General features: G+C 41.7%; 21 protein-coding genes. 9 read left to right on the forward strand and 12 right to left on the reverse strand.

Going from position 1 to position 25,172, the window contains the following annotated elements; genetic code table 11:
• Nucleotides 1-35 precede the first annotated feature (35 nt).
• The 4 genes from IHV11_RS13335 to IHV11_RS13350 form a co-directional block, all read right to left on the reverse strand.
• Nucleotides 36-1,175 carry a glycerate kinase gene (locus IHV11_RS13335; RefSeq protein WP_197195102.1) on the reverse strand — a complete coding sequence of 380 codons (1,140 nt, stop codon included), beginning with the start codon at nucleotides 1,173-1,175 and terminating at the stop codon, nucleotides 36-38.
• Nucleotides 1,176-1,190: 15 nt separating this feature from the next.
• Nucleotides 1,191-2,864, reverse strand: coding sequence for an alpha-amylase family glycosyl hydrolase (locus IHV11_RS13340; protein WP_197195103.1), 1,674 nt, complete (start codon nucleotides 2,862-2,864; stop codon nucleotides 1,191-1,193).
• The gene (locus IHV11_RS13345) at nucleotides 2,864-5,530 is read right to left on the reverse strand and encodes a glycoside hydrolase family 38 C-terminal domain-containing protein (protein WP_197195104.1); all 2,667 of its coding nucleotides are present in this window, start codon (nucleotides 5,528-5,530) and stop codon (nucleotides 2,864-2,866) included. Before IHV11_RS13345 ends, IHV11_RS13340 begins: the two co-directional genes overlap by 1 nt.
• 290 nt (nucleotides 5,531-5,820) lie before the next feature.
• Nucleotides 5,821-7,782 carry a fructose-specific PTS transporter subunit EIIC gene (locus IHV11_RS13350; protein WP_197195105.1) on the reverse strand — a complete coding sequence of 654 codons (1,962 nt, stop codon included), beginning with the start codon at nucleotides 7,780-7,782 and terminating at the stop codon, nucleotides 5,821-5,823.
• A gap of 165 nt (nucleotides 7,783-7,947) precedes the next feature.
• On the opposite strand from IHV11_RS13350, the gene IHV11_RS13355 reads away from it, so the two are divergent.
• The 5 genes from IHV11_RS13355 to IHV11_RS13375 all read left to right on the forward strand — a co-directional run bounded on the left by IHV11_RS13355 (nucleotide 7,948) and on the right by IHV11_RS13375 (nucleotide 11,800).
• Nucleotides 7,948-8,694 carry a MurR/RpiR family transcriptional regulator gene (locus IHV11_RS13355; RefSeq protein WP_197190359.1) on the forward strand — a complete coding sequence of 249 codons (747 nt, stop codon included), beginning with the start codon at nucleotides 7,948-7,950 and terminating at the stop codon, nucleotides 8,692-8,694.
• 397 nt (nucleotides 8,695-9,091) lie between these two features.
• On the forward strand, nucleotides 9,092-9,817 hold the full coding sequence (gene pssA, locus IHV11_RS13360) for a CDP-diacylglycerol--serine O-phosphatidyltransferase (RefSeq protein ID WP_137790872.1): 726 nt from the start codon (nucleotides 9,092-9,094) through the stop codon (nucleotides 9,815-9,817).
• A gap of 146 nt (nucleotides 9,818-9,963) precedes the next feature.
• On the forward strand, nucleotides 9,964-10,650 hold the full coding sequence (locus tag IHV11_RS13365) for a hypothetical protein (RefSeq protein ID WP_197195106.1): 687 nt from the start codon (nucleotides 9,964-9,966) through the stop codon (nucleotides 10,648-10,650).
• A gap of 126 nt (nucleotides 10,651-10,776) precedes the next feature.
• A complete protein-coding gene (locus IHV11_RS13370; protein ID WP_137790873.1) occupies nucleotides 10,777-11,133 on the forward strand; it encodes a hypothetical protein in 357 nt (118 codons plus the stop codon).
• 199 nt (nucleotides 11,134-11,332) lie between these two features.
• Nucleotides 11,333-11,800, forward strand: a complete 468-nt coding sequence (locus IHV11_RS13375) for an NUDIX hydrolase (protein WP_197195461.1) — start codon at nucleotides 11,333-11,335, stop codon at nucleotides 11,798-11,800.
• Nucleotides 11,801-12,153: 353 nt separating this feature from the next.
• On the opposite strand, the gene IHV11_RS13380 is transcribed toward IHV11_RS13375, so the two are convergent.
• Nucleotides 12,154-12,906: a hypothetical protein gene (locus IHV11_RS13380; RefSeq protein WP_197195107.1), complete on the reverse strand. Its 753-nt coding sequence runs from the start codon at nucleotides 12,904-12,906 to the stop codon at nucleotides 12,154-12,156.
• A 588-nt stretch (nucleotides 12,907-13,494) separates the two neighbouring features.
• Here IHV11_RS13380 and IHV11_RS13385 point away from each other — a divergent pair.
• On the forward strand, nucleotides 13,495-13,989 hold the full coding sequence (locus tag IHV11_RS13385; protein WP_197195108.1) for a hypothetical protein: 495 nt from the start codon (nucleotides 13,495-13,497) through the stop codon (nucleotides 13,987-13,989).
• A 115-nt stretch (nucleotides 13,990-14,104) separates the two neighbouring features.
• Here IHV11_RS13385 and IHV11_RS13390 read toward each other — a convergent pair whose 3' ends face one another.
• Entirely contained in the window at nucleotides 14,105-15,847 is a 1,743-nt protein-coding gene (locus IHV11_RS13390; protein ID WP_197195109.1) for an ABC transporter ATP-binding protein, read from the reverse strand.
• 254 nt (nucleotides 15,848-16,101) lie between these two features.
• On the reverse strand, nucleotides 16,102-16,260 hold the full coding sequence (locus tag IHV11_RS13395) for a hypothetical protein (RefSeq protein ID WP_197189997.1): 159 nt from the start codon (nucleotides 16,258-16,260) through the stop codon (nucleotides 16,102-16,104).
• A gap of 224 nt (nucleotides 16,261-16,484) precedes the next feature.
• Here IHV11_RS13395 and IHV11_RS13400 point away from each other — a divergent pair, with 224 nt between their 5' ends.
• Nucleotides 16,485-17,762 carry a helix-turn-helix domain-containing protein gene (locus IHV11_RS13400; RefSeq protein ID WP_197189998.1) on the forward strand — a complete coding sequence of 426 codons (1,278 nt, stop codon included), beginning with the start codon at nucleotides 16,485-16,487 and terminating at the stop codon, nucleotides 17,760-17,762.
• A 406-nt stretch (nucleotides 17,763-18,168) separates the two neighbouring features.
• Here the strand turns inward: IHV11_RS13400 and IHV11_RS13405 are convergent, their stop codons facing one another.
• On the reverse strand, nucleotides 18,169-20,604 hold the full coding sequence (locus IHV11_RS13405) for a bifunctional diguanylate cyclase/phosphodiesterase (RefSeq protein WP_197195110.1): 2,436 nt from the start codon (nucleotides 20,602-20,604) through the stop codon (nucleotides 18,169-18,171).
• Nucleotides 20,605-20,976: 372 nt separating this feature from the next.
• Here IHV11_RS13405 and IHV11_RS13410 point away from each other — a divergent pair, with 372 nt between their 5' ends.
• Together IHV11_RS13410 and IHV11_RS13415 are read left to right on the forward strand one after the other, a co-directional pair.
• Nucleotides 20,977-21,240 carry a hypothetical protein gene (locus tag IHV11_RS13410; RefSeq protein ID WP_197195111.1) on the forward strand — a complete coding sequence of 88 codons (264 nt, stop codon included), beginning with the start codon at nucleotides 20,977-20,979 and terminating at the stop codon, nucleotides 21,238-21,240.
• A gap of 28 nt (nucleotides 21,241-21,268) precedes the next feature.
• Entirely contained in the window at nucleotides 21,269-21,556 is a 288-nt protein-coding gene (locus tag IHV11_RS13415; protein WP_197195112.1) for a YesK family protein, read from the forward strand.
• Nucleotides 21,557-21,598: 42 nt separating this feature from the next.
• Here IHV11_RS13415 and IHV11_RS13420 read toward each other — a convergent pair whose 3' ends face one another.
• From IHV11_RS13420 to IHV11_RS13435, 4 genes are read right to left on the reverse strand one after another with little or no spacing between them, the layout of a single operon-like run.
• On the reverse strand, nucleotides 21,599-21,892 hold the full coding sequence (locus tag IHV11_RS13420) for a ferredoxin family protein (protein ID WP_066398362.1): 294 nt from the start codon (nucleotides 21,890-21,892) through the stop codon (nucleotides 21,599-21,601).
• A complete protein-coding gene (locus tag IHV11_RS13425) occupies nucleotides 21,893-23,188 on the reverse strand; it encodes an FAD-dependent oxidoreductase (protein WP_197195113.1) in 1,296 nt (431 codons plus the stop codon).
• Nucleotides 23,181-24,206, reverse strand: a complete 1,026-nt coding sequence (locus tag IHV11_RS13430; RefSeq protein WP_197195114.1) for an electron transfer flavoprotein subunit alpha/FixB family protein — start codon at nucleotides 24,204-24,206, stop codon at nucleotides 23,181-23,183. Before IHV11_RS13430 ends, IHV11_RS13425 begins: the two co-directional genes overlap by 8 nt.
• Nucleotides 24,196-25,035: an electron transfer flavoprotein subunit beta/FixA family protein gene (locus tag IHV11_RS13435; RefSeq protein WP_197195115.1), complete on the reverse strand. Its 840-nt coding sequence runs from the start codon at nucleotides 25,033-25,035 to the stop codon at nucleotides 24,196-24,198. The genes IHV11_RS13430 and IHV11_RS13435 overlap by 11 nt, the downstream gene beginning before the upstream one ends.
• Nucleotides 25,036-25,172 lie beyond the last annotated feature (137 nt).

The raw sequence follows: 25,172 nt of genomic DNA on the forward strand, positions 1-25,172 counted from the left end.
TAAATAAGAGAGAGGCATGGAGATTCCATGCCTCTTTATTTAACATACTTTATAACACGAGCTATATTTTCCGCTGTGTTTTCCACATTAGTCGCTCCATGCAGCAATGCTTCCTCTAACGTCACCACACTGTTCATCACGCTAAAAACAGCATCAATTCCGTGATCATACACCGTTTCATAATCAGGACCTATGCTGCCAGCAATCGCAACAACGGGTACACCGTCCACAACAGTCTTCGCTCTTTTCGCTACACCAACTGGCGCTTTCCCATGAATGGTTTGAGAATCGATCCTGCCTTCTCCAACAATGACGAGATTCGCATCACGAACCCTATCTTCAAAATGAATTACATCAAGCACAAGATCAATTCCGCTCTGCAGCTTTCCGTCTAAAAACGCCACAACTCCTGCACCAAGGCCGCCAGCAGCGCCCGCGCCTGGTAACTCATCTACTGCAACACCAAGATTTCGCTCCACTACTTCAGCGTATCGTTTTAAACTTTCATCTAAAATGCCAACCATTTCTGGCGTCGCACCTTTTTGCGGTCCAAAAACAGCCGATGCCCCGTGCGGTCCCGTTAACGGATTTGTTACATCACACGCCACATCTATCTTCACTGACTGCAGTCTAGCATCTAGTCCAGAAACATCAATGGTCAACAGTTCACGAAGCGCTTCACCACCAGCACTCAACTCATCGCCGTTCACATTCAAAAACTTAACACCGAGTGCAGATGCCATTCCAGCACCGCCGTCATTTGTTGCAGATCCACCAAGACCGAGCACGATTCGCTCTACACCGCGATTTAAAGCGTCTAGAATCAGTTCACCTGTTCCCCGTGTTGTTGTCACACAAGGATTCCGCTTCTCTCTCGGAACAAGATGAAGACCGGAAGCAGCAGCCATCTCAATCACTGCCGTCTTCCCGTCACCTGTTACTCCGTAAAATGCATCTACTTTTTCACCGAGCGGACCTGTTGCCTGGACTTCGACCATCTCGCCGCCTGTTGCATCTACAACCGATGTAACGGTTCCTTCTCCACCGTCGGCAACAGGAACGTGCACATATTCTGCTTGGGGAAACGTACTTTTAAAACCAGCTTCCACTGCTCTACAGACCTCAGCCGCTGTCATACTTTCTTTAAATGAATCAGGAGCAATGACAATCTTCATCCGTGTCCACCTACTTTATTTTTTAATCCACATAAACTGATACGGAACAAGTTCAACAGTTCCTTCAACTGAAGTTCCGCTCCACAAGTCTTGCCCGCCGAAAGGAAGTTCCACATCGATCAGTTTATTCGATGCATTCATCACGAACAGCACCGTATCACCTGTTTCTTCATTTCTGCGAATCAGTGAGAATACCTGCTTCCCAAGATCTACAATCGACTGTGAAGCGAATGGCGAGAACGCCGTTTCCTGCTGACGCGTACGAATCAAACGCTTCAATCCCGTAAACACTTTTTGACGTCGAGTAGATGTTTCCAAATCAGCTACCAACTCATCGTATTGAAACTTTTGGCGATTGATTCGACGGTTGATTCCTGACGACTCCAATCCTTCATAATCGTTTTCAGACCCTAACAGCGAATGATAATAGACGGCTGGAACACCCATCACGGAGAACAAAACGGAATGTGCCGCAAGCATTTTTTGCACTTGCATATCTTCACTCGTATCTTCGTCTTTGTTGATGATCGCATCCATGTAATTGATGTTCAGCTCGTAAGGAGATTCCGTTCCGTCTGGGTTACTTTTATACGAAACACGACCGCCGTTACTCAGTACTTTCTTAGCCAATGAGGAACGCTCTTCTTCTGTTAAAATTCCTTCTGTTGGACGCATGCCGATACCGTCATGACTCGCTAAAAAGTTAAAATACGTAGCCGAATCAGACACCTTTTCAATCGACTTCGCCCAACCGGTCAGCTTACTCGCATCATGAGTCGTTAACGTGTGCAATACGAGCGGCGGCAATGAAAATTGATACACCATATGTGCTTCATTGTTTCCGTCACCAAAATAGCTGATATTTTCTTTATGAGGAACATTCGTCTCTGTGATTAAGAGCGTGTTTAATTGCAATTCTTCTAAAATCTCACGCCACAACTGGATGATGGCATGTGTTTGAGGAAGGTGAATACATGTTGTACCAGATTCTTTCCACATGAAACCGATCGCGTCTAGACGAATGCTTGTCCCACCGCGGTTCGCATAATTCAGTAAAATATCCGTCATCTCAAGCAACGCAGGAAAATGCTTAAAGTTCACATCCACCTGGTCCTCAGAGAATGTGGTCCACGCTGTCTTTCCGCCTTCGTACTCGTGAAATAGCGGAGAAGTACGAGGACGCACAACGTTTGAAGCGTCGAAACCTTCTTCTTTCGGGGTAAAATAGTTCGCATATTCTGCCTCACCCTTCAGATAGCCTTGAAACCACTTGCTCGACTTCGACATATGGTTCGCCACAAAATCAAACATTAAACGATAATCGCTTGAGAAATGTTCAATATCCGACCAATCCCCCAGTTCAGGGTGGATCTCACGATAATCAACGACCGAAAAACCATCGTCAGACGTATACGGAAACATCGGTAACAAATGTACATCCGTAATCTCATCTGCCGCGTATTCGTTAATGAACTTGTTCAACGTTTTTAACGTCGGCTCCCCTTCTTCTTTGATGATGTCGCCGTACGTGATCAGATACACATTTTTTTCAGAAAGTGGAGCTGTTTCGCTCCACTTCTTCTTTCTCCAACCCTCTACAAGCATAACGATCTCTTCTTTATAATTAGGCGAAAAATCTTCGCCATAGATTGTTTTTAACAAATTCTCAACTTTTTTTGGAAAACTCATTACACATTCTCCTTCATACGAAGCTTTAATGTAACGTATCCTCTTGCTCGAACCGTCACTTCGTCTTTCACGTCGATCACAATTTTTTCGTTCAGTTTCGTTTGTAGAACAGATTGGATGTGTTCACTTCTTAATAAGACTGTCTGTTCTACCTCACTCGGGTTAAACAAACGTAAGACGACCGAATCATCGTCATGCGCTTTTTTCATCGTGCTTAGGAACAGGTCACCTTCTGTCTCAAACAAGCTGAATCTCGCAGGTAAAATATCCACTGGATAAGGAATTTCAAAACGGTCGAGTCTCTCTTCAAACGTGTTCAACGCTTGCTTTTGATAACTCACACTATGTCCGCGATAATTATTTACCGTGTTAAACAACTGTTTAACATCATGACCTTCTGTGACCGTAATTGCGTACTCGAACGACATTTTCGTCTGCATTTGGGCATCTGGCGTGTAAACGACTTTGTTGTTGATACCTGACGCGCGGCCTGGTCTCCAAGCTAAGTTGTCACGTCCTAGCAGCCCAACACTTCGGAACAGCGTTAAAGCGAGCTGCCCCGTTTCTTTCATCAACTCATACTCTTTGATGCCTTTCGTGATAACAGCAGAAGTTAACTCTCCGTTCGTTACACCTGCTAGATTTTCAAGCGGATAGATCGGCACCGGTGCTTCAGCGAACTTTTCTTTTTTCCAGTTCTCCATGTAAGGATTAACGGTAGGGCGCTGAATCAAGCTGAAGCCTTGATCGCCGAACGAGTAATCTGGTGATTCAACAGAAGTTTGCAGCAACACGCGCACGCGGTGATCTTTTACTTCGTTTTCAATATCATGTGTAACGCGTATAAAGTCTTCACCCCTACGAAGTTCGAATCGGGTCACAATAGCTAGAGACCCTGTTGCGTCTCCAACTTTTCGTTCTTCCAAGTCTTTCGACACCTGCAACAGATGCACGACCTCCATGAATTCTACAGCTTTACTTCCTTCTACATAAACAGATTCGATCTCTCGGGAATAAATCGGAGAATCTCCTGCAAGCGGAGAGAAATCATAAGAATCGCCCGCATCCGCAACATTTTCAAACTTCATAAAATCTGAGATCGTCTTGTTCAATGTCTTCACCGTTAAATGAAGTCTGCCATCTTCCTCAAAAATGCGGAAGCTCTCATTCTGTATCGCTCGGTTATCTTCAACTTTCGGAGCTACATGTTCAATCACTTCATCTTCCACTACTTCAAATGTTTCATATCCCATTGACGGAAGTTTCACATTCTGTAAAAGCACTTCGTTTCTGTAATAACCTGGCGCTTCTACTTCTTTCTCACCTTCTGCTGTCACAACGATCGTCTTTCCACCTGAGATATATTCCTGATTCAATACGTCGAACAAAACAGGATTTCCGTCTAGGTCACGAACACCGAACCCTTTTTCTTTTGTAAAAAGAACGACTTTTTTAGAGCCTTCAAACTCTTTAGGAAGCAGATGGAACATCACAAAGATCGAATCTTTGCCTAGCTTACGGCTCACAGCTTCTGATATCTGTTTTTTTAATAGATTCAAACAGCCGTCAGCAATTCGTATAACTTTCGTAAGACGATTCACAATTTCTTGGTTCGTGTCATCAGAATTACAACCACCAATGCTGTCATGCGCGTGAACATCGAAAAGCATCTTCCACATCTCGTCCAGCCATCTTTGCGGATATTTAAAACCTAGCGTACTTGCAAAACTCGCTAAAGGTTCAAGTTCATAAATGACCTTTTCTTCAGCAATATCATTAAGTTTCTTGATATCATAACGCTGAGAACGAATCGTATTATGGATACGAGATTTTTGAGTCGCGATCAGCTCACCTTCGATCACGTTCTTAAAATCTCCTTCTTGCCACGTATCCTTCATGAACGTTTCATAGTCAGATAGCACATATTCGTGTTTGTCATCTTTTTCGTTCAGCTTTTTTACCGTTTCAGGAAAATGCTCACGCACGAGCACTTGGTCACCACCGGCTGGCAACAACAAGTTATCCGTGCTCGCGTTCAGATCAGCTATTTTTTCTAAAATAGGCAGCAATCGTTCTTCCATGTACTGAGGATCATCAGATAAAAATTTTCCTGGACCGTAGCCGAAGTAGATATTGTTTGCCTTCACGCTCTCGCCGTCTGGGGATTGCCACGTGAAGTTCAGATCACCGTTCAACTGATCGGTATAGATTCCGCGCTGCAACACGCTATAATCGATATCAAACTCTTTGAACAGGGACGGAAGGTACGTGTTTTGACCAAAAATATCAGGCAGGTAACCAACGTTCAGGGAGTGACCCATCTTTTCAGCGATTCGCGTTCCGTACATCAAGTTGCGGATCAATGACTCTCTGTTTACTAATAGGGAATCCGCTTGTGTGTACCATGGTCCTACGAAAATTCGCTTATCGGCGATCAAACGGCTCAACCGTTCTTTTTCTTCTGGACGAATCTTTAGATACTCATCAATGATCGAGCTCTGCGCGTCAAATACATAACCTGTATACTCAGGGTCTTTCTCCATAACATCCATCAGTCGGTCCATGTTTTCTACGAGTAGTAGGTTTGAATCTTCTATAGTAAAGTACCACTCGCGATCCCAATGCGAATGCGGTACGACGTATACCTTTTTTTGTTTCTGTTTCATGCTGTTTCCCTCCCGAGTTGCTCACGTTTAATAGAAAGAGGGGTCACCTTTTTAACAAGATGCGCCCCTTTTCTTTTTTAATATTTTTAGAGTTAATGCTTCAATTTCACTTTGTCCTCTTCGACCTTGTAAGTTGATTGGAGCGTAAGGTGCGAGACTCCTGGGGGATCAGCGGGACAGGTGAGACTCCTATCAGCGCAGAGCGCTAGGAGGCTCACCGCACGCCCCCCGGAAAGCGAGCATCCTGAAGCGGAAATCAATCTCTTCCAAGGACAACAGAGCTTTTCTTTTTACGCTTGTCTCTCTTTTTTCTTTAAAATCGCAAAGCGTATAAAGATGTTGGAGAATGCGATGAATGCTGCGCCGACAACGAGTCCGAGCAAGTAAGCCCAAAGGTTCTCAACGAGTGGCCAGCCCCAAACTGCCGGAAGCGGAAGCCATTGAACAGCTCCAAGCAAGACAGCCGTACTTGCGCCAAGGATCGCACCAATAATGTTGATCGGTATCGTGATCAACGGGTTACGAAGCATGAACGGTATCGCACCTTCAGAAATTGCAAGGAATCCTAATAACAACGAAGTATTTCCTGCTACACGAAGGTCTGCTGGGAATACACGGCGACCGACGATATATTTATCAATGACAACAGCGATTCCAAGGCCGATCGGTGGAATAACGATCGCTAGAACGCGAGCTGTTAACGGATACACTTCATCAGCGGCAAGTCCGATCGCGATTGCACCAGCTGCTTTATTGATCGGTCCACCTAAGTCAAAAGCAGTTGCAGAAGCGATGATCGATGCAAGCACAACGTCACCCGTTCCTTGTGCAGACTCGATCCAGTTGCGTAACACAACGTTCAGACCGCCAAACACAGGGTCTACAATATAAAAGTTCAAGAAAAAGATCGATAGTACAGAGATCGCTGGGATGAGAAACATCGGCTTCATCGCAGCTAAGTTTTTGTTCAACTGTATTTTTCGGTTCAAGAAGCGAGCGATATAACCTGCTGCAAGACCAAGGATCAATGCTCCTAAAAATCCAGACGGAATGCCTTCCGGATTGTTCCAGAACGTGTAATGAAGTCCGCCTGCAAAAGCTCCTCCGATAAATCCAGCTACAAGACCAACGCGGTCAGCCAGTGAATACGCGACGAACGCGGCAAATATCGGATACATGAATTTGAATATGAGTGCACCAAACTTATCGAGATGGTGCAGAATAACGAATAGCTCGTTTGAATGTGTAGCGTATTTCGGATCTGCGAGTTCATTCACAAGCCCGAACGGCATCGCACCGAGTTTTGCGATCCCCATCATCAATCCACCTGCTACGATAACGGGAATCATGTAAGAGATCCCTGTCATTACCGCTTGGACCATATCTTTAAAGAATCCGCCTCCGCCACTTGATTGTGAAGTAGATGATTCTTCTTCCTCAACTTCAACAACACCATCAGGGTTACTCAGCGCTTTTTGGATCATGTCTTTCCCTTTTCGTAACGGTTCAGCTACTCGTGTCTGCACATACGATTTACCTGCAAAACGGTCTTTTTGCTTTGGTGCAATATCCGTTGCAAAGATGACAGCGTCTGCATTTTTGATCACATCTGCTGATAACTCATCTTCAATTCCGCTCGCACCTTGCTTTTCAACGAGTACAGAAACACCTAGCTCACGTCCCGCTTTTTCCAGAGCTTCAGCTGCCATGTACGTATGTGCGATCCCTGTTGCACAAGCTGTAACAGCAACAACGGTCTTCGTGAACTCTTTTTCTGGAGCAGCTTCTTTCTTCTCTTCAACATCCAGCCTGTTTAAAAATTCCTCCGTTGTTCCCGCTGACATCAAACCTTCCGAGTAACCGTCACGCATCAGATTCGTGCTTAATGTAGACAATACTTTTAAATGCGTCGTTCCGGCTTCACTTTCAGGAATGGCGATCAAGAATACGAGCTGAACTCTATTGTTCGGATCGATACTTTCCCAATCTGCGAGTGGTGTTTTGAGACGAGCTACCGCAAAGACGGCTTGTTTTACCGTTGCCGATTTTCCGTGCGGAATCGCTAGCCCTTTCTCCATGCCTGTCGGAGATTGCTCCTCACGTTTTAACACCGCTTCCAATAAAGCTTCTTCAGATTCTATATAATTTTGTTTTTTAATCTTTGAAATTAGCTGCCGAATAACTTGCTCTTTATTTTGAGCATCCACATCGAACAACACTAAATTCGGATGGGTCATGTTTCTTAGTTCCATGACGTTCACTCCAATCTCCCCTAGTATGAAAGCACTTCCAACTTTCTATACTCTATTTGTAACATGAAAGTAAGCGTTATCTTTGTACAGAGTCCGTACATTTGTACAGAATGAAAAATGGGCTATACTAAAAGAAAGAATCGTACGGAAATGAGGAAGTTAACGATGGGGAAGTTTCTAGATCAGTTCAGTAGCAAGTTAGCTGAACTTACACCGACTGAAAAACAAGTACTGTATTACATAGACAACCATATAGATGAAGCAAAAACGCATTCGTTAACCGAGATCGCAAAAGTGAACAATGTGAGTACAACAACGATTGTACGCATGTCGCATAAGCTCGGACTTGAAGGCTTTTCGGAACTGAAATACATTTTAAAAACGATTGAAAATCAGCATGTGATGTTGAGGGATAATCCGGTTGAGCGCTATAAAGAGGAATTTGTCTCCGCGTTTGAAACCATTCAAAAAACGGAGCTCGAAAAATTGAGTGAGAAGATCGTGAACGCAAAACGTGTAATGGTGGTAGGTGTAGGTCTATCAAAAATGATGGCGGAGTATTTTAGTAAATTGCTCATGCAGACGAACAAGCAGACTCACTATACATACGAATCACACATGATCGACCTTTTACCGAATATGGTAGAACCGAACGACCTCGTGTTCTTTATCTCGTCAAGCGGCGAAACGAAAACACTCGTGCAAGCAGCCGAGAAGCTTTCGTATAAAGTCGTTGATACAGCAGCGATCACGAACGCATCCGACTCTACTTTAGGCAAGATGGTGAAGACGAACCTGAGCATGACCGTCGGCAGAGTGAAGTTCGCAGGCTATGATATTACAGCAAGATCAACATTGATGCTGTTGATCGACCTTTTGTTTGAGAGTTATTTGAAGAGAAGTGTGAAGTGATCTTCATGGGGTGGACTCAAATTATCATATTTTAGATGAACAAAGTTGTTTTTACGGTACGTGTTCTTATATTTATTACACGTTCGCTCAATATGGCTATCGTTTCACACCAAATGTTGAGCGTTTCGCTCACGGTAGCTCACGTTTCACCCCAATCCTCTTCTTTTTCGCTCAATCGTATACTTGTTTTGCTCAGACCAAGCACATGAACCGTACCAAGTCTCTTTCTGTACATTTTTGAATGTGTTTAGTTCATAAGCTATCACTCACTTAAACATCTCCCCTACCCCAACCACCCAAAAAATATGGTAAACTACTCACTTAACCAAAAAAACATAACTTTTTCCAATAAAATCATCTATTATATAGAGAAGAGTATTTTTTAAGGACGTGAACAATGAAAAAGCATATTCCAAACTTATTAACTTTAGGAAATCTATTCTGTGGGTTTCTTTCCATCGGTTACGTTTCAAACGGTGATATTCGAAACGCAGCTATCCTCATTTTCATCGCGATGATGCTGGACGCGGTCGACGGAAGAGCAGCTCGGATTTTAGGAGTCTCAGGAAACCTCGGAAAGGAACTCGATTCACTTGCGGATGTTGTATCATTTGGGGTAGCACCCGCCTATTTTGTAGCGAATACCTACTTCGCTCATCTGGGGATGTGGGGCTTTCTGTTTGCAGGTCTTTTTCCACTATTCGGTGCATACCGTCTAGCACGATTTAACATTACGGCTGCAGAAGAATCGATGAAATATTTTAAAGGAATTCCGATCCCGCTTGCAGGTGGAATCGTTGTATTCTTAGTCTTTTTCGTAAAATGGATTCCACTTTGGATTTTTGTACTTCTGTTTTACGGACTCGGTCTCTTAATGGTAAGCACGATCAAGATTCCAAGCTTCAAGGATATCCCGATGCCGCGATACGGAACGATCATCTCGCTATTCTTGTTTTACATGTTTTACTTGCTTGCGAAGAACCGATTCGAAAGCGTACCGATCTTCTTTTATGTCGCACTAGCTACTTACTTCCTATTTATCGGGGTTCGTTTTATTAAGGTAAAAGAGATCAAGATCAGACGGCCGAGACGACCTCGTCGTAACAAAAGAAGAAGGTTTTAATCAAAATACTTTATTAAAAGATGAATTTCCAAATTGGGAATTCATCTTTTTTCTTTTTTTTCCTTTTGTTATTGCAATGCACTAAATAATGGTTTATTATAGGTAAGGTTTTACATTATATTGGAAAAATAAAAGGGGATATTATATTGAATAAATGGGTTGGGGTTTTAGGTAGTTTTGCATTAGTTAGTTCTTTACTTATTGGATGTGGATCCGCTGAAGAGACAAGCGGGTCAAGTGACACAAAAAAAGAAGCAAAAGAAGCAGAGCAAAAAGAAGTAAGTAATAATGTAAAAAAAGACAAGGATGGAAACTACATTCTCGATACAGTTGGTCAAAAAGTAGAGACTAGCGGTGCAACTGCAGAGCTTCTGAAAATCAAAGAGATAAATGAGACAATTGAAATTGCACCGATTAAAGTAACGATTAATGACGTTAAAGTAATCAAGGTAACTGAAGTTAGTAACGAATTCGCAGTGGATGTCTCTTTAGGGTCTATGGTTGACTCAGACGTCCTTGAAAAAGGTTTTTCTTATGTACAAGTTAGTTTTACAGCAGAAAATACAGAAGAAAAAAATGTTGAATGGTATGAATTAATGAAGGTTGTGACAGATAAAGGTGAGCAAGTTGATGCTCAAATGGTCGACTTTCTTGTAGATGACTCTGAAACAGATTCTGTGTTTTACGGTAAAGTTAAAAAAGAATATAAAGACGGTTTTATTATCAAAAACGATGATATAAATAAAGTAAAATTCATTTTCAGTTCTTCAATGGATGCAGATTCTTATGAAGACATCACACCTGAACAACAAGTTGAATATACATTTGAATAATACATTGAGAGCTGAGAATAGCTCTCTTTTTTTATCATCTTTTTCTCTCTCCCTTCATATAATGTCACAATAAGCGAAACATGTACTTTGTGAAATGGACAAATCATGTTTGAGAGGAGAGATGGTATGAACAACTACCCAAACCTTAGGGAGTTCTATGAAAAGGTGCCTATTTTAATCGGCGAAAATGATCGGGCTGCTCTAAAGAACACAGCTCAGGAAGACGACGCAGCACTCGAGAGCTCCACACATTGGCTCATCGCGATGGAAGGCAGTGAAAAGCAACGAAATGTTTACCACTGGAAGGTGCTCATCTATCCTTCACAAACGAAAGTGATACATTGCTATAAATCTCCTTACTATGCATCACAGCACTTTACATCCATTTATGAGGCTATTGAGTACTCTAATGAGCTAAGTCAAAAAGCCCGCGAAGATCTGCTAAGTACGATTGAAAAGCCTGCCTTACAAAGAGAAGCTTAACGAGATTCACCCTCGCTTTTCTTTTTGTAGTAGATTGTGAAACAGTGTACAAAAGACCTCAAACTCTATAAGAAACACACCAATGAAGTGGATGATAAACCAGTTCATTTTTATTATGTCTTTTTACAAAAAAATGCAGACGAACTTACATAATGAAGGTATAGTAGAAAAATAAGGAAATAGAGAAATGGGGATTCTGATGGATTACATAAAGTATGTGAGAGCAATGGTGGGTCACTCCAGGATCATTACGGTGGTCGCCGGAGCTTTTGTTTTTAATACAGAAAATGAATTACTTCTTAATAAACGGAGTGACAACGGTCAATGGGGTTTACCAGGGGGCTTTATGGAATTCGGAGAAACGGTGCAAGATACAGCCAGACGAGAAGTTTTTGAAGAAACAGGACTTACACTAGGTAAACTTGAGCTGTTTGGCGTTTATTCTGGACAACGCCTTGATAAAACCTTTTCAAATGGCGACCAAGTATCCATGGTAATGCATGTGTTTACTTGTCATGATTTTACGGGGGATCTCCTTACTTCTAATTCGGAATCAATGGATAATAAATTTTTCCCAATAGATAAGCTTCCACAAAACCTATTTACGGATCACCTTGAGATGATACACGATTTTCTGAACGGTATTGAAAGACCTGTAGTGAAGTAACGTTGTTAGAATCGTCTTTTATGTTTACTTTGACAAGTACATGTATGAATCGAATCAAGTCTATATTAAAGGGAAAAACTTAACGAAGATGATTCAATTGATTATGAACTATATATTGAGGAAAATTCTTGGTAATTAAAAGGGAGTTGCAAGCAGCTCCTTTTTTCTTATATCGTTCTCCATTCACAACCCGTGTAAAGCTTTAGCTCTCCTTTGTAAAATACCATGCGTCCCGCAGTAGGATTATTAGGTAAGCTTGATACATTTATATTAATACCGCCTTTTGCAATGACTTCTCCAGAATCTGTAATGGTCACTCACTACATTGGAAGTTCCGTTCAGATCAGTAATGTTTAAGCTGTATCATCACGAATTGTCCATTTTCGCATTTTGTTCGGCGTGCTTAAGCTAATTTCCAAGTTATCTGTATGTGATTCAAATTTCACTTCCCCTTTACAGCCACGCTTTGTTTTAAAATAAAATTCTTTGTCAGGATTCGCCATTCCGCCGAAACCCCAATATCCATTCGTTTTGTTGATAGCCAGCATCGTTTCAAGTCCTCTACCACCGGCTACTTTATTACCTATGATCTTAAAATGGGCTAATTCATCATCTGATGCGCCTTTTGAAACACCACTCGATACTCCTGCTGTATTGATTCCTTGGCCCACTCCCCAAGCCACTTCTCCTTTTATTCCTGTAAAATAAGTGGCTCTTCGGTTATTCGTGCTTTCTCCTTCATGCATCAGCATGAAGGCTGGGTGCCAATTTCCATTTAGCCACTGTGTATTTCCATCATTTTTGCCAGCCGTCTCATTGTGAGTCTTCGTAATGATTCTGTATTGCATACCGTCCCCGTTATATGAATCATAACGAGTGTTGATGGAATAATCATGAATCAGAATATCATGGCGTGCTGAAGAAAAATCAGGATAGGTACTTGGGATTCCACGTTTATATCCATAATCAATCTCTGGAGGTACCACGACTACTCCTCTACCCCTGCTGTCTACATCCGCGATTGCCGCTTGGAGTGCAGCGCGGTTATGATACTGCGAGCGCATTGGGGCAGCACCATAAAAAATAACTGAGACCATTTGCGGCAAACATCTTACCACTCCTTAAAACGTTACGTTCTTTTCTAATATCCAAAACGAAGAAACTTCAACCTTCTAAATAATGGTACGATAAAGATAGAGAATCATTAGAAGAAAGTTGGGGTCGAATGCGTACTATCATTAAAGAAAGTCCTTTATACATAGGTGCAGGTACCACATTTTTATTCACCATGTTTTATTTCTTCCTGAGCACAGGATTTAGCGGAGAAAATGACGGGCTTCCTTTTCTTATGCCTTATTTCATCTTTTTCGTTTATTTCATATGTTTTCTAGGAGAAGCTGTACTTTATCTTGTTCCTAATAAGAAACACTCATTGAATCTATCTCTATTATTGCTTCTATCTATCACAATTAGTATATTTTTTAGTTTACTATTTTATGGGGATTTATATTTTATGATCTTAATCACCCCGTTATTAACAGTGGGCAGCTTCGTCTATTATATTTCTAGTAGAATGATTAAAAGCAAAAACATAGCACTGCTTCTATCTACATCCCCTTTGTACGTCATAGTATTAATGTTAGGATTCATTCTATAGTAGATATCTATAAAATAAGAAAAAGGAGTATGTAAGAATGGAAGAAGCTTTTGGAAAACGCAAGATCTTCGCTACCATAATAACATGTTTTCTTTTTTCACTAGTTTTGACAGTACTGTCTGTTTTAGACCGCGATACTGGTGAAAGTGGGTTAGAGATCATCTTGATTCCGATTTTTGCCGCATTTATAGCGTCAGGTGTCATCGTATGTTTTGGGTTTATAACATCAGCGGTTATTGAGTATATCATTTGTAAAGTAGGTATGAATTACATCATTAGTATTCCTGTGTACATTGTTTTACTTGGAACAATGGGCCTATTAATAGGGCGACTAATCTTTGGTTTCTGGGGATTATATACGTTTACAGGGGGAGTATGTGCGACAGTATTCGCAACCATTGACATGTGGTTACTATTTAGAGTAAAGAAAGGAAAAGGCACCTCTGAAGAGATTCTAAAGATCTATCTATGGACCATACTCACCGTTATTGTTGTTACGCTTTCTCTATTTTTATTTATTCAATTCTTTTAGATAAAAGGGTACGGCAAGTGCAGATGATTTACCGATTTTTTTTACAATTCGATACTTACCCTTTCTCAAATAAAAAAGCCTCTCCGTTTTATTGGAAAGACTTTTTTGAAAACATCTAATACAGCACTTCAAACTGCTTATTGTAAAGCTGCGCATACGCTCCATTATAGCTAAGCAATGCATCGTGTGTACCTTCCTCCACAATGCCTTCGTTCGTTAGAACAATAATTCGTTCAGCATTGCGGATTGTGGAAAGGCGGTGAGCAATAACAATCGTCGTACGCCCTTTTGCTAGTGACTCAAGTGATTGCTTGATTACAGCTTCGGATTCATTATCCAGTGCACTCGTCGCTTCGTCTAGAATGAGTACAGACGGATTCTTCAAGAATACGCGGGCGATACTGAGCCGTTGCTTCTGACCACCAGAAAGCTTCACTCCTCGTTGACCGATGTCAGCGTGATACCCATTTGGCAAGCTCATAATGAACTCGTGAGCGTTGGCTTGCTTTGCGGCCGCCACCACTTCTTCATCAGTCGCTTCATTATTACCATAGCGAATATTATCGATTACCGTTCCCGCAAACAAATAAACATCTTGCTGAACAACACCGATTTGATTTCTTAAATCATTTAAATCAAGCTCTCTTATGTCCACACCATCAAGCTGCACTTCCCCTTCTGTCACTTCATAAAATCGAGGGATGAGCGAGCATAATGTTGTCTTTCCCGCACCTGATGGACCCACTAGCGCAACGTACTCTCCAGGCTTTATATGAAGGTAAAGATTCGAAAACACAGAATCTAAATGCGGTTCGTACTGAAAGCTAACTTCCTTAAAAACAACCTCCCCTTTCACCGTGGAAAACTGTAAGGCATCTTTTTGACTTTCAATATCTGGCTTCAGGTTCATGATCTCCATAAAGCGCTGAAAGCCTGTAATGCCTTCTTGAAACTGTGTGCTCATATGAGTCAGACGCTGAATGGGCTCCACCATATAGCCGACATATAACAAAAACGTGATCAGATCAGCTAAATCCAACGTTTGATTAACGATACTAGCGCTTCCGAACACAACAACGGTAATCGTGATGAGTTGAATCAAGATCTGTATGCTGTTATAAAAAGTTGCTTCTACTTTATACGTGTTTCTTCGACTTTCTAAGAAACGAAGATTTTCTCTATTAAACTTACGAATCTCTACTTGTTCGTTTGCAAAGGACTTTACGACTCGAATGCCTGAAAGTGTATCTTCAAGCTGTGCGTTGATATCTGCAATACGCTCCTTATTTCGCCGCAAAGCAACGTTCTCTTTCTTATTAAAATAGAGCGAGAGAAAACCGATGATCGGCAGGAATAAAAATACAGCAAGCGTTAAAGGCACATTGATAAAGAACAGAATCACAAATGCCCCTACGAACCTCACGAAATATTTGACGTAATCTTCTGGACCATGATGATACAGTTCAGCAAGTAAAAATAAGTCGTTCGTTACGCGAGACATGAGTTGGCCCGTCTTTTCTTTATCGTAAAAGCTAAAAGAAAGTTTCTGCAGATGCTGAAACAACTCGCTGCGAATATCACTTTCCATTCGGGCACCGACCACATGTCCTTTATAGTCTACAAAGTAGGTTCCAAGATTTTGTACGACAACTAATAGGAACATGATTCCGCCAATCCAGTAGACTTTATGAAGAGCAACAGACAAGTCCCCTTCTAAAACATCTTTAGTTATATACCGAACAAGCAGCGGAAGGATGAGTGTGATTCCAGAAACAATAAACGCAGTAATTAATACAGATAGAAATAACCCTAAATACGGTTTGTAATAGGAGAAAAAACGTTTGATTGGAAAATTCATGATTTACCCCTTTTGTGTTTTTTTACGAGGCACACATAAGGGGACACACCGTCTATAAGTTAAGAACGTGTTCCACCCTTATATGTTTGTACGGTTTGAGTAGTCATGTTTTTCATGTTAAATTCCTCCTTAATCATTAGTACTATTATTGTAAATGATTACAGAAAATTCTGATACATTATTTTATAAGTCAAATAAAAAAACTCAAGTGTGGTAACATCACTCTTGAGTCAGTTCATGTATATAGTTATTTATCATGGCTGGGCATTAACTTCCGATTTATGAACCAAAATAACACGTGGTATATATGGTTCGTTTACTTTTCTGATCTCAAGAAAATCAGATGAATACACGTGAAGCACTTTGTGTAATTCATCATGGTATGTTACAAGATCGCCTCTTTCAATAGTCATAGCCTTCACCCTAGTTGTTAGTTTCTATAGATAATTATACCTAATAATTAGCCCATGAAAATTGGGAAACATGAAGTGATTTAGGGGATATATTGCAATTATTAAAGACTAGTTTCCTCTTACAGTTAAAGTTCATGTATATTTAGAGAAGGGAAAAAATTTACCGTGAGCTTATACCTAATAATTGTAAATCCAATTTATGAACAAAGGCGGGGTAACAAAAAATGAACTTAGGGGAAAAGATTCGTTATTTCCGAAAAGTCAAAAACTTATCCCAGCAAGAACTCGCTGTCGGGATATGTTCAGTACCTTATTTAAGTAAGATTGAAAATGGAGTCACTGAACCATCAGAAGAAATACAGCAGCATCTAGCAGAACGATTAGCTATCAGACTACATACTAAAAACGAAAAAAGTATCATGCAAAATTACGTAGATCTCTTCTATTCTCTATATATGAGAGATTATTCAACTGCAAAGCAAAAATATGATAATTTGATAGATTTACCTTCACAATCCGTAGAAGAGGATATCTTGAACAAAATTTTTAAAAGTATGTACATCATGATGACTACACAAGAAATAGATGGTGTACCTGAAATGTTAGATGAAGTTGGTTATATTGACGATGTGATCAAAGGGGAAAAAGCTTTTTACTATCTGCTGGCTAGATCACAACTCAGTTTTTTTATGGAAGAATTTGAAGACTCACATAGCTATGCTTTAAAAGCTGAAAAATTGTTAGAAGAACATCGTTTTCAGGAATGGGAAAGAGGCTACTTGCTCTACATGATTGGTCTTACAGCTAATCAGCTATTTAAAAGCATTACCGCTCTAGAATACACACAATCGGCTCTGACCATATTTGAAAAAACCTATTTCTTTAAAAGATGTGCAGATTGTAGGATTATACTTGCTATCGTCCAAACGAGGATTAAAAATTTCGATGAATCTATTAAGCAATTACTCCTAGCCGAAACCATCGCGAATTCGTTTGGTGATGAAGTGATTAAAGGGATTGTCTACCATAATTTAGGTAGTATTGCGAATCATAAAGGTGAAACGGAAAAGGCGATCGAACTATTTTCTAGAAGTTTACAAGCAAAAGAGAGTGAACCTTTTATCGCTAAAGTTATGACGATTTATGCATTAATCAAAAGTTATGAAAAAACAAACCAACCAGAAAAAGGCCTACAGTTACTGAACACTTGGATGGATCATGTGAAGGATAACCCCATTTTCAGAGGATATGAACTTCATTTCCTTTATCACAAAGAACTCTTTACTCATGGGGAGCTTAATGACTCAACTGTTCAATTCATGATAAAAGAAATGATTCCTTACTTTAGAAAAAGAAACGAGTGGATCTTTTTAGCAGAGTATTATCCTATACTCGGAAAATACTTTGAGGATCACCAGAAATACAAACAAGCAAGCATGTACTATAGTTCCGCCATGGAAGCCATGAGAAAGATGTATGACTTAGGTGTTACATATATTTAAGGATGCAACCGACACTATCGTTGAACAAGATAAATGAAGAAGAAACATAGGAATAATGATAAAAAAGCATAAATGAGAGACTCTTTTTTAGATATTCCTTGTAATTCAAAGTAACTTCTCACAACGTATAATAAATATAGTGTCGAAAATAACACCAACATATCAAATAAGAAAAGACCAGCACTAAATGCACTAAAAGAACTCTTCAGTTCTTCATTAGTAGTGGCTAAAACACTTAAGTAGAAGATACAAAAATAAGCAAGAAGCTGTTTAATCTTCATATTTGTTTCTCCTTCCCCAGTTTGAGGTTCTTATTTTACCACAAATCTGGTTTTATTCACTTAAAAACCCCATCTCAATGTGTATGATGGGGTTTTTTTCGTGTTATTTTTGTATCAATTCAGACTTAACTAACTTCACTTACCGATCGCTCTTGTAAAATCACTGCCAGCTCCTCCGCCGAAATCGGCCGGCTGAAGTAATACCCTTGTGCCTCGTTACATTGCTTTTGTTGCAGAAACTGAAGCTGTTCTTCCGTCTCTACCCCTTCTGCAATTACCTTCAAATCTAAATTATGTGCCATCGCAATGATAGTTTCTACGAGTGACGCATCTTTCGGATCGGCATAGATGTTACGCGTAAAGCTTTGATCAATTTTTAACGTATGAATCGGGAACGTCTTCAGATAGCTTAGAGACGAATAGCCTGTTCCAAAGTCATCAATCGATAGATGAATTCCCATCTCTTTTAGCAGCTGCATCTTAGCTACAGCATACTTCGAATCTTGAATGATACTTTCTGTCAATTCAAGCTCTAAATATTGTGGTTCAAGCTCTGTTTCTCTCAAAATTCTACTCACCCGCTCAACTAGATCACTCTGCTGAAACTGACGAGATGAAATGTTGACGGCCATTCGTAACGGCGCGTATCCTGCGTTTTGCCACGCTTTATTTTGACGACAAGCCCCGTGAAGCACCCATTCTCCGATCTGTAGAATCAGTCCTGTTTCTTCAGCAATCGGAATAAATTCAGCTGGTGAGATCGTACCCCATTCCGGATGATGCCAGCGTAAAAGAGCTTCAACTCCAATGATGCCGCCGGTTTCCACATCGATTTGAGGTTGATACACAATTTTAAACTCATTGCGTTCCAATGCCTTTCGAAGACCGATCTCAAGCTTCATTTTCTTCGTAACCGCCTCATTCATCTCTGGTGTATAAAATTGAAAGTTATTTTTCCCTTGTTCTTTCACTCGATACATTGCAGTATCCGCATTTTTGATCAACGTTTCTATATCACGGCCATCTCCTGGATACATCGCAATTCCGATCGACGGAGTCACAAAGAGCTCTTGCTCATTGACCATAACGGAACTGCTAAACAGATCTACGATTTGCTGAGCGATTTTCGAGACTTCATCTGCCGTTGTATTTGGTATGAGTACGATAAATTCATCCCCACCTTGGCGGCAGACCGTATCGTTCTTCCCTACACATGCTTGAATCCGCTTTGCAATTTCAATCAACAGTTGATCTCCAACCGCATGTCCTAACGTATCGTTTATATACTTGAATCGATCGAGGTCGATAAACATGATGCCGATCGTCTGCTTGTTCTCATCTGCCAGTTCAAGTGCTTGAGAAAGACGGTCGTTCAACAGAAGTCGATTTGGCAGACCTGTTAAGGGATCACGGTAGACCATCTGATTAATCTTTTTCTCGTTTCTTTTTCGCTCTGTAATGTCACGAATGATGCTGCTAAAATAAACTTGATTATCTTCTTGCCAAGCTGCGAGCGACAATTCGATTGGAAACTCACTTCGATCTTTTCGAACTCCCTCTAATTCAACCGTATTGCCAATAACTTTTGGTTCTCCAGACAACAGATAACGTTCCATGCCTTCTTTATGAGCTTTCCTAAATTTGTACGGTATAATGATTTGTAGATTTTTTCCAAGCACCTCTTTTTCTGTAAAACCAAAGATCAGCTCTGCTCCTTTATTCCACGAGATGATGGTTCCTGTTCGATCTGACAGAATAATAGAATCGTTGGCAGACTCAATAACAGAGCGGAACTTTCTTTCTGATAGAATCGACTGATACTCAAACCTTCGATCGATGAACGTGCTGATGAACACCATCCCTAATAGAATAAGGATTACGATTCCGATCGCATAAGCTAATAGGGTGCTGTTAAACGGTGTTGATGCTAGATCCGTGTGATGCTGATGCGACTTATAGGTAGCAGCCGACATACCCGTATAATGCATGCCGGAAATCGCGATACCCATGAGCACCGCACTTCCTAGCTTCACGAGCCATATTTTACTGGTTTTATAGTTTTGGCTAACAAACGAAAGTAGATACAGAGCTACGACTGATGCGACAAAAGCAATGACCGCCGAAAGTGTCCATAATACTGGATTGTAGTTTATTTCAGCGTTCATTTTCATCGCTTCCATACCCGTGTAATGCATAGAAACGATACCCGTCGCCATGAAAAGAGCTCCTAACAATACCTGCTTTTTCCCCATAACAGGGCGGCTGATGATATAGAGTGCGATTCCGGAAGAAAGAATCGCTGGAATGATTGAAACAATGACGAGTGTTACATCATAAGTGACCGAGATCGATAAGTGAAAAGCAAGCATCGCCACGAAATGCATGGCCCAGATGCCCATCCCCATCGCAAAAGCTCCCGAGATCATCCAAATGTACCGTGCGTATGATTTTGTTTTTTGTACCTGTATCCCTAAATCCAGCGCAGCATAAGAAGCTATGACTGCAATAATGATTGATAGAGAAACAAGCGGAATGTGATATGTACTAGAAACGGCGTCCATTTATAGAAACTCTCCTTGTTAATGAATCGAAATTACTTTACATATTCTATATCGGTAAAATATTTACCGTATTTAGAAAGAGTAATAATAATATTTTAAACAGTTGTTTAATTGGAAAGTAGACCCTTTTGAGCGAAACAGGTGCTAGTTTGGAGTGAAACGTTGACGGTTCTGGGTGAAACAGCATTCATTCTGAGTGAAACGGCTGTAGAATTGAGCGAACGTGTAATAAAAATAAGAACACGTACCGTAAAAACAAGCTAAAATCATGTGACTATCGTTAATTAAAGAAGACTCATACAAAATAAAGGGAAATTATGTATAATGTAATTAAATGGAATTAAATCTGAATCAATTATTAGGAGTGGTCTTATGGTGTTAAAAAGAAATGCTGGCATACTTTCAATTCTTTCTTTATTAATCGCAGGATCTCCAATCATTCTCGCTGCATATAGCCCATTCATTGCGGACTATATGTTTCCTATTTTTTTCACGTTTATCGCCTTATCTTTGTTCTTGGCTTTTTACGCAAAAAAAGGGTCATCCAAACGTATTGCAACAACTTTAGTTTTTGGATTCATAGGCTTGGCCGCGCTCTTGTATTTAGGCATGCATCTCTTCTGGTCTAATCCTTAACCCACTATAATAGCAGGAGGAAATTAACATGTTTTTTGGAATGCCTTTTCTTATCAGCTTAATACCAGGCATAATCGTTCTTTTTCTCACGTGGTGGCTAAGAAAAAAGAACGTCTCTTTGTTCATAAAACTTCTGCCTTGTTTGTTAACCGTGATTAGCTCCTTGGTCATTTTTTATGCGAGTATAGAATTCGTTCGAGGTTTTGAAGGAGCAACTTACGGAATCCTTGCGTTTTTCTTACTTTGTTTTGGAGCTTCTGCTTATTTCCTTGCTACAAAAAGAATCACCGTCATGTCAAACACAAAAAAAGGATAACCTGGCTTAAACCCCAGGTCATCCTCATCTTTTCCAGCCTTTTTATCCCAAACGAAACACAATCCCATGCCCGCCTTTTGGGTATTCCCACTTTATGTTTTGATGGGGACAACCGATTCGGCAGCTTCCGCACTCGTGACAGCCCTCGTACCCGACGTGCATCCTGATTTCTTCCCACTTATACACTTCTGCCGGACAGAAGATCGTGCAGATTTTATCAGGACAGTGGTTCAGACAAACATCCGCATCCATAACGGTGAGATGTGACTTTGTGTCTGCGTTAAAACGAACGAGATACTGTTTTTCTTCGATGCTCTGACACTTTCTTTCGCTCATTTACTTCATCACCTTCCACGCCCGGTAAGCGTCACGAGCTAGTTTGAATTTCTCTCCAGCCGTTCCTACATCACGCCAAATTTTCTTTTGTTTCTCCCATTTCGATGAACCATCGACCGTAAACATTTGGCTCGCCGCTTTGTTCACCATCGGAATGTACTTATCGAAATACTGAGGAAACTTATCAAAGTGATGCGTCGAATCTTTATACTTTTTCATATCCTGACCGACAAAGCTGCTCATCAAGCGCGTTTTATAATGATTGAGTGTCGCTTCCGAATAGTCGTCACTTTCCTTCGCGAGGAGCACCGCTTCAGCTGCGAACTGACCCGACTTCATCGCAAGATTTGAGCCTTCTCGGTGGATGGCATTCACGAGCTGAGCGGCGTCTCCAACAACGAGCACCCCGTTGCCCGCTACTTTTGGCATCGATTTATAGCCACCTTCTGGAATCATGTGCGCCAAATATTCGACCGGCTCACCGCCCGCGATGTACGGTCGAATCATCGGATGATTCTTCACATACTCTAACAACTCATATGGTTTTATCTTATGCTTGATTAAGCCAGATAGAAGTGAGCCGACACCTAAGCTCAGCGTGTCTTTGTTCGTATAAAGGAATCCGGTTCCGAGAATTCCTTTGGTCGCGTCACCAAAAAGCTCGATCGTCGTTCCTTGGTTTTCTTCTAAATTGAACCGGTCCTCGATCGTCTTTTTGTCGAGCTTGATGATTTCCATCGTGGCGAGGGCCACTTCATCCGGTCTGAACTCTTTGTGAAAGCCGAGTGACTTTGCTAACAACGAATTTACCCCATCAGCCAATACGACAACGTCCGCATACAGGTCACCGTCTGGTCGATCCGTTCGCACTCCAACTACTTTCCCGTCCTTAACGATACACTCTAGAACAACGGTTTCATTTACGAGCAGTGCTCCCTGCTCAACAGCCTTACCCGCAAACCATTGGTCAAATTTCGCCCGCAGCACCGTAAAGTTGTTGTACGGCTCCTGTCCCCATTCCATCCCCTTATAGCCGACGGTTACCGCAGATTCTTTGTCCATCATCATGAATCGCTGCTCAACGATCGGTCGTTCGAGCGGCGCTTCTTTCCAGAACTCTGGGATCACGTCCTCCATCATTTTGCGATAAAGCACACCGCCCATCACGTTCTTTGAGCCCGGATACTCTCCGCGTTCGATGAGTAATACGTTTACGCCGGCTTTCGCAAGTTCATATGAACAGGAAATGCCGGCAGGACCTGCACCAACAACGATTACATCAAACTTTTCAGACATGATCTACCACCTCCTGGTTAAACGCTTGTTTAAATTGTTGAATCAGAAGCGGTACGATCTCAAAGGCATCCCCAACAATGCCATAATGGCTCGATTGGAATATTGCTGCTTCAGGGTCGTTGTTGATCGCAATGATCAGTCCCGAATTCTGCATCCCAACAATATGCTGAATCGCTCCAGAAATGCCGATCGCAAAATAGATTTTTGGCGTGACCGTTAACCCTGTCTGCCCTACTTGGTGATGGTGCTCGACCCATCCGGCTTCAACAACATCACGACTTGCGCCAACCGCTCCCCCAAGCGTTTCAGCAAGATCATGAATTACCTGAAATCCTTTCTCACTACCCAGCCCTTTTCCGCCCGCAACAACAATATCCGCTTCATCAATTCGGACCTTTTGCGTCGTGAACTGCACGATCTCGAGCACCTTCGTTCGAATGTCTTCTTCTTTAATAGAAGCCGTTTCTTCTATTAATTGTCCTCTTCGACCCGGTTCAGGCGTCAGTGCTTTCATCACTTTTGGCCGTACCGTCGCCATCTGTGGTCGATACTTTTTACAAAGAATCGTTGCCATGATGTTACCGCCAAACGCTGGTCGGCTCGCAAGCAGCAACCCTGTGTCTTCTTCTATATCTAAAATCGTAGAGTCCGCGGTGAGTCCGGTTGGAAGGTCCGTCGCAACAGCACTTGCGAGGTCCTTACCAGTTGAGGTGGCACCATATAAAATAACTTCAGGCTTATGCTTTTGACAGCATTCCAACAATGCCTTCATGTACGATTCGGTTCGGTAGTTTTTAAAAATAGTGTCATCATACACATAAACCGTGTCCGCTCCGTATTCATAAAGCGTGTCAGCGAGATGTGTAACGTTCTCTCCGATCAATACGCCAGCAAGCTCGGTGCCACGTTTGTCTGCGAGTTCCTTACCCGCTCCTAACAACTCAAGCGAAACCGGTACGACTTCACCGTCTTTTACCTCAATAAACACCCAAACGCCTGAATAATCCTCAAAGCTCAACGTCAGACCCTCCCTTCACCGCAAACAATTCTTTTTTCTCTAAAAGAAGGTTCAGGAGCTTTTCAGTCTGCTCAGCTGCATCCCCTTCTAACATCTCTCCGCCACTCGGTTTAGTCGGTGCCCACACTTTTGAAACAATCGTCGGTGAGCCTTTCAGTCCGAGCTGTGTTCTCTCCACATCCTCTAGATCGGCGACCGCCCAAATCACCGGCTGATAGCGAGCCGCTTTCAGCATGTTCGTCATCGACGAGTACGGAACGTCGTTGATCTCTTTTTCCACAGACATCAAGCACGGCATCGTCGATTGAATCACTTCATATCCGTCCTCCAGCTTTCGGTGAACGACCGCATACCCTTCTTCCACGTTGATCTCTTTTACCTTGTTGACCGAAGTGAGTGGTGGCATGTCTAATCGGCGTGCGATTCCCGGCCCAACTTGTCCCGTATCACCGTCGATCGTCATCTTTCCGCAGATGATCAGATCGACCGGCTGAATTTGCGAGATTTTCTCGATCGCTTTCGTAAGCGCATAGCTCGTCGCAAGCGTATCCGCTCCCGCAAACGCTCGGTCTGAGATCATGTAGCCTTCATCTGCCCCGATCTCGATGCATTTTTTGATCGCTTTTACCGCTGGCGGCGGACCCATCGTCAACACCGAAACCGTTCCACCGTATCTTTTTTTTAGACGCACCGCTTCTTCCACCGCATGCGCGTCGTATGGATTTAGTATCGCAGGAGCACTCGCGCGGTCCATCGTATTCGTCTTCGGGTTCATCTTGATGATCTTCGTATCCGGCACCTGCTTGATGCAAGCCACAATATGAAGCATTCGACCCCTCCTCTAATCACAGGCATTTCTCACATAAGAAACCAATGGTATGATGATTATTACTACTATATGGAGGGCTTGTTCAATACATGACGGATTTCTTTTGAACATAAAAAAGAGACTCTATTGAAAAGAGC

The organism is Fictibacillus sp. 26RED30 (genome assembly GCF_015903845.1).
GTDB lineage: Bacteria > Bacillota > Bacilli > Bacillales > Fictibacillaceae > Fictibacillus > Fictibacillus phosphorivorans.

Bases quoted from the DNA above. Each gene is read 5' to 3' on its own strand.
- IHV11_RS13335 (WP_197195102.1), bottom strand. From the start codon at position 1,175: ATGAAGATTGTCATTGCTCCTGATTCATTTAAAGAAAGTATGACAGCG.
- IHV11_RS13340 (WP_197195103.1), bottom strand. From the start codon at position 2,864: ATGAGTTTTCCAAAAAAAGTTGAGAATTTGTTAAAAACAATCTATGGC.
- IHV11_RS13345 (WP_197195104.1), bottom strand. From the start codon at position 5,530: ATGAAACAGAAACAAAAAAAGGTATACGTCGTACCGCATTCGCATTGG.
- IHV11_RS13350 (WP_197195105.1), bottom strand. From the start codon at position 7,782: ATGGAACTAAGAAACATGACCCATCCGAATTTAGTGTTGTTCGATGTG.
- IHV11_RS13355 (WP_197190359.1), top strand. From the start codon at position 7,948: ATGGGGAAGTTTCTAGATCAGTTCAGTAGCAAGTTAGCTGAACTTACA.
- pssA (WP_137790872.1), top strand. From the start codon at position 9,092: ATGAAAAAGCATATTCCAAACTTATTAACTTTAGGAAATCTATTCTGT.
- IHV11_RS13370 (WP_137790873.1), top strand. From the start codon at position 10,777: ATGAACAACTACCCAAACCTTAGGGAGTTCTATGAAAAGGTGCCTATT.
- IHV11_RS13375 (WP_197195461.1), top strand. From the start codon at position 11,333: ATGGATTACATAAAGTATGTGAGAGCAATGGTGGGTCACTCCAGGATC.
- IHV11_RS13385 (WP_197195108.1), top strand. From the start codon at position 13,495: ATGGAAGAAGCTTTTGGAAAACGCAAGATCTTCGCTACCATAATAACA.
- IHV11_RS13390 (WP_197195109.1), bottom strand. From the start codon at position 15,847: ATGAATTTTCCAATCAAACGTTTTTTCTCCTATTACAAACCGTATTTA.
- IHV11_RS13395 (WP_197189997.1), bottom strand. From the start codon at position 16,260: ATGACTATTGAAAGAGGCGATCTTGTAACATACCATGATGAATTACAC.
- IHV11_RS13400 (WP_197189998.1), top strand. From the start codon at position 16,485: ATGAACTTAGGGGAAAAGATTCGTTATTTCCGAAAAGTCAAAAACTTA.
- IHV11_RS13405 (WP_197195110.1), bottom strand. From the start codon at position 20,604: ATGGACGCCGTTTCTAGTACATATCACATTCCGCTTGTTTCTCTATCA.
- IHV11_RS13410 (WP_197195111.1), top strand. From the start codon at position 20,977: ATGGTGTTAAAAAGAAATGCTGGCATACTTTCAATTCTTTCTTTATTA.
- IHV11_RS13415 (WP_197195112.1), top strand. From the start codon at position 21,269: ATGTTTTTTGGAATGCCTTTTCTTATCAGCTTAATACCAGGCATAATC.
- IHV11_RS13420 (WP_066398362.1), bottom strand. From the start codon at position 21,892: ATGAGCGAAAGAAAGTGTCAGAGCATCGAAGAAAAACAGTATCTCGTT.
- IHV11_RS13425 (WP_197195113.1), bottom strand. From the start codon at position 23,188: ATGTCTGAAAAGTTTGATGTAATCGTTGTTGGTGCAGGTCCTGCCGGC.
- IHV11_RS13435 (WP_197195115.1), bottom strand. From the start codon at position 25,035: ATGCTTCATATTGTGGCTTGCATCAAGCAGGTGCCGGATACGAAGATC.